A 4,951-nucleotide genomic window follows, 5' to 3' on the forward strand; every position below is an offset into this window, starting at 1 on the left:
CAGTTGAATGACCCGATTGTGGTACTCTTTGGTACTGGTGAAGTGAAAATGGCTCATTTTGGTGATGGAGTGCCGGAACGCCTCATCAACAGCACCCTGAGTGGTTTCTCCGCCATGCAGGTGAGCAACAGGAACCCTATGATTCATGCAGACACAGGCCATGGCCATAGATTCGAAGCGATCCCCCAAAATAACCACCAGGTCCGGGTTCAAGCGTTCCAAAGCCTCACTGAAACCTATCAGCCCGAGCCCCATGGATTTACTTATCCCGACAGGCGAGTCGGAACTGAGGAGCATCTCCACCTGTTCATCGATGGAAAAGCCATCTTCTTCAATCAGGGTCCGGGTCTTACCGAACTCCGGCGACAAATGCATCCCTGTGACAAGCAATTGAAGTTGCAGGTCGCTGTCCTGCCGAATACTGTCCATCAATAGCTTCAAAAGGCCGTATTCGGCGCGAGTACCGGTAAAAATACAAATTTTTCGCATCATCCTGAACGCCTTACTCAAGTTACATCTTTATGAAATCATCATCTTGGAAATCCTGCTTGGCAAAAGTCCCGACAACCTCATCCCATCGCATGGGAGACAAACCAGTGCCTGGCCGTTTTACTGCCAGATTCTCTTCGGAAAGAATTTCGCCTTTTAGAATTTTTTGCCCGGCCACGATACTCTTCCTGGCAATGGGTTTGTTCTTGCTCTCCGAGGGAGAAGGAGTCTTGATGCCACTTCCCATGGCCGTTTCGATATTTCTGATCGATCGAACCATATCTTCGAGTTCCCCAGGTTCGAGACTTGCCCGGTGGTCTGGTCCTGGCAGATTACGATCCAGCGTAAAGTGCTTTTCAATGACTGTGGCCCCTATGGCAACGGCTGCTATGGGAACTTCGATGCCCACTGTGTGATCGGAGTATCCGACACGGATACCGGGAAACGCAGCCTCAATGGTTTTCATGGCCAGAAGGTTCACATCCTGCATCGGCGTCGGATATTCTGTATTGCAATGCAGAACGGTGATGTTGTCTCGAGGAGTTCCCGCAGTTTTCAAAACTGAAAGGGCGTCCTCTATTTCACCTAGATCAGCCATGCCGGTGGACATGATCACTTCCTGTTTCAAGGAACCGATCTTGCGCAGGTAGGGGAGATTTGTGATTTCGCCGGATGCGATCTTCCAGACATTCTGCCCTATGTCGCTCAAAAAATCAGCGGACTCCAAATCAAAGGGGGTCGATAAAAACCTGATTTCGCACCTTTTGCAATAGGCCATCAGTTCGACATGATCGGCAGTGGATAACTCCAACCGCTTGAGCATCTCGAACTGCGTTTGTTCGCCATCCGTTGTCTTTTTTTGATATTCCGCCTTTACAGCATGTTTGGCGACAATATTTTCAGCCCTGAATGTCTGGAATTTGACGACATCCGCCCCTGCATGAGCAGCAACTTCAACAAGTTTTTTTGCCTGTTCGAGGGAGCCGTTGTGATTCACACCTGCTTCGGCAATGATCAAGACACTCATTTTATTTTCTCTCGATGTGATTGTGTTCCGGAAATCAGAGACATGGCCTTCCCAAAATGATTTTTTTGCAACGTCACCGACTGAACGGTACATGATTGCGAGCCCAGAAAAGAACCATCTCGTACAGATGCATCACCATTGACGATCGCCCCCGTGGATACATGGCAATGATCCCCTATGAATGCATCGTGTTCGACTAAGGCTTTCGTATTAATGATCCCGTTTACTCCAACTCTGGCCCCGGCATTGACTACCGCATGATGCATGACAATGGACCCGGAGGCGACCGCCGCATGCCTCGAGACATATGCAAAAGGGGATATGATGACGGGAAGATGAAATCCCAGGGAGGTGAGCAATTCAAAAAGTTTTATCCGGACTGTAGATGAACCTATCTGGCCGACCGTGATCAAAGCATGCTCAATCTGCTGCCTCAAGTTGGGCAAGTCATCATCTGAGCCCAAAACAGGATACCCCAAAACATTGTCACTCAGAGCAGCGTCAGGGCGATCCACAACCCCCGCAATGGAAAATCTGTTCTCCTGCTCGATCACATCGATGCAGGATCGGCAGTGGCCACCTGCACCAACCAGGATGATCTCCGGCTTACTCACCGTTTCGAACCCCGCTCGGCAGATTCACCACCCGCTCCCGCAACCATTTCGCATTTTTTACCGGACCGGACTGGCAATCTTTGTAAATGGCCAATTCGGTCATCAACTTCCAGATTGGCCGGACCATCACCCCTTTCGCATTCACTGTTTCAAGAAATCCATCCTTGGCAGTTCCATTCTCCAGGGCAATGGCACACAGCCAGTAATTGCTGCGTGTACCTGCAGGTTCTTCCAAAAATTCGGCCCAGTCCTTGTCCTTGAAAAATTGACTGTACTCAAGAGCGAAGTGGCGTTTTTCCTCCAGAATATCCGGCAGACGTTCCAGCTGGGCACAGGCCAGTGCCGCGTTCAGATTGGGCATGCGGAAGTTGTAGCCTATTTCATCATGCTCAAAATCCCATGGGTGAGGTACTTTGGCCGTGGTGGTCAGATGTTTTGCCCTGGCACCCAGAGCTTCATCATGAGTCAGGATGGCCCCACCTCCGCCGCAGGTGATGGCTTTGTTGCCGTTGAAGCTCAAAATGCCGATATCGCCGAACAGGCCGCAATGAGTTTTGCCTACATAGGAGCCAATGGCTTCAGCGGCATCCTCAACAACCGGAATCGACCATTTGCGGGCAATCTCCACGATCCGTTCGATCCCGCAGGGATGACCGAATGTGTGCATGGGGAGGATTGCACCAATACGACGATTGGTGGCTTTGTTGTATGCGTGAGCTTGCGAGGTTTCCATTTCAGCCTTCCTCATCTCAGCATTCTCCACCAACCACGCTTCCAGGGCATCCGGACTGAGCCCCATGGTGTCACGGTCGACATCAGTAAAAACAGGGTGAGCCCCTGAATGTGCAATGGCATTGGCTGTTGCAACAAAGGTCAGGGGTTGCGTGATGACTTCATCCCCAAACCCGACGCCAACCAGCCTGAGAGCGGCCTGAAGTGCTGTCGTGCCATTGACCGTAGCCACGGCCCGCGTTGCCCCCGTAAAAGCGGCCAGGTCGCGTTCGAACCGATTCACATATTCGCCCACGCTGGAAACAAAGGTCGAGTCAATGGCATCGAGTACATATTCCCGATCATGCTCCTTGAATGTCGGTGCATGGAGCGGGATAAACTCCTCCGGTTGCCTGTAATGGCTTCGGATAAATTGAATAAGGTCACTATACATTGTACAGATCAATTTTATAGCGTGATAGATTTTCAGGCTTACTAAGCCACTCTATAGTCAAACGTAATCCTTCACGGATTGAATATTTAGGCTTAAATCCCGTGAGATTGTGAATTTTGGTATTGTCACACCACAGTCTGAAGACTTCTGAATTCTCCGGGCGGATACGGGCCTGATCGGTCACAAATTTGACATCGGAATCCATGAGTTCCTTGATCAGGTTGAGGGTATCTCCAACCGAGATCTCGAAATTGGAACCGATGTTGACCACCTCGCCGATAGTCTTGTCGGACTCGGCCAGGGCGATGAAGCCACGGCAGGTATCAAGCACATAGTTGAAATCCCGGGTAGGCGAGACATCTCCGAGCGTGATCTGTTTTTTCCCGGCTGCAATCTGCATGATGATGGTCGGGATAACTGCACGTGCGCTCTGACGAGGACCGTACGTATTGAACGGCCGGGCAATGGTGACGGGCAAGTCAAAAGCCGAATGAAAACTCAGGGCCATGGAGTCCGCCCCAACTTTGGTTGCCGAGTAGGGTGACTGGGGCTGCAAGGGGTGCTTTTCGTCAATGGGTACGTATTGAGCGGTACCATATACTTCTGAAGTGGATGTATGAATAAGGCGTGTACATCCGTTCTCCTTGGCCGCCTGGCAGATATTGAGGGTGCCTTTGACATTGGTGTCCACGTAGCTGTCCGGAGCGATGTAGGAATAGGGAATGGCAATGAGGGCCGCCAAATGAAAGATTGTGTCAATTCCCTTGGTGATTTCCTTGCAGAAATGGGGGTCTCGGATGTCTCCGCATACGACTTCGAGGTTATCATTTTTGGGGACCTCTTCCAGCCAGCCCCAATCGTTGAAGGAATTATAAAGGCTGAGAGCTCGGACCTTGCAACCTTTGGCAAGGATCGTTTCTGTAAGGTGGGAGCCGATGAAACCCTCTGCGCCGGTGATGAGGATGTGTTTATTTCGCATTGGTTCTGAGCGGTGTTGAGAGGTTGGCATTCATTTATAAAGATACATGAAGAGTATTCTTGGGGGACTGTGAATGCCGTCAAAAAAATGTCGTATCGGTGAAGATATGTCTAGTAAAAGCAACTAGAGCGCCAAGGGAGAATGTTTGTGGAATTCCGACATGATAAGCGTTTGATCGTGGGGTGAAATTTATTGACGGAAATATTTCGCTAGCAGCTATCTGCCGAGGATTCAATGATTTTCAGGGAAAGATTTATTTTTTCGGGGAACACTCTGCGTTCCGAGAGGGGGAGGGGGGAAGCGAGGTGTAGGCAGGGGGAACATATTGATTTGAGGGATGGTAGTGAAAACCAGATCCTCAATGACCTTTCGAGGTTGAGCAGAAATTTTATGCAAGTCTTTGATATGTGCCTATGGGGTCTGACCCCTCGAACTTTTCGAGATCATTAGTTTTTTGTCATGGAAAAGGCCTTTTTACAGCGTTAGAATCAATCAGATGGCCCCAAAATACAAGTAACTTATTAAAATATATAAGAATTTAGCAGGAATTGGACTCGTTGTCCTCCGCGTCATCGTGTTCGCTGAGTTCAGACAAGCCAAACCATATACCGCTGTTCTCACATCAAATGCATTTTTCCCACAAATCTGCCGAGGGAGTTTCTGGTTCGTACACTAAC

5 protein-coding genes are annotated in these 4,951 nt (G+C 49.7%); all 5 read right to left on the reverse strand.

Going from position 1 to position 4,951, the window contains the following annotated elements:
* Positions 1–492 (reverse strand): UDP-N-acetylglucosamine 2-epimerase (neuC, locus tag ACY692_RS13990; RefSeq protein ID WP_462325996.1); only part of this gene is annotated, 492 nt, incomplete at its 3' end.
* 19 nt (positions 493–511) lie between these two features.
* The gene (gene neuB / locus ACY692_RS13995; RefSeq protein ID WP_462325997.1) at positions 512–1,516 is read right to left on the reverse strand and encodes an N-acetylneuraminate synthase; all 1,005 of its coding nucleotides are present in this window, start codon (positions 1,514–1,516) and stop codon (positions 512–514) included.
* Positions 1,513–2,130: a NeuD/PglB/VioB family sugar acetyltransferase gene (locus ACY692_RS14000; RefSeq protein WP_462325998.1), complete on the reverse strand. Its 618-nt coding sequence runs from the start codon at positions 2,128–2,130 to the stop codon at positions 1,513–1,515. Before ACY692_RS14000 ends, neuB begins: the two co-directional genes overlap by 4 nt.
* Complete coding sequence (locus ACY692_RS14005) at positions 2,123–3,295, reverse strand: LegC family aminotransferase (RefSeq protein ID WP_462325999.1); 1,173 nt, start codon at positions 3,293–3,295, stop codon at positions 2,123–2,125. The genes ACY692_RS14000 and ACY692_RS14005 overlap by 8 nt, the downstream gene beginning before the upstream one ends.
* The gene (locus ACY692_RS14010) at positions 3,288–4,274 is read right to left on the reverse strand and encodes an NAD-dependent 4,6-dehydratase LegB (protein WP_462326000.1); all 987 of its coding nucleotides are present in this window, start codon (positions 4,272–4,274) and stop codon (positions 3,288–3,290) included. The genes ACY692_RS14005 and ACY692_RS14010 overlap by 8 nt, the downstream gene beginning before the upstream one ends.
* Positions 4,275–4,951: the final 677 nt, after the last annotated feature.

The organism is Desulfoplanes sp., assembly GCF_054921335.1.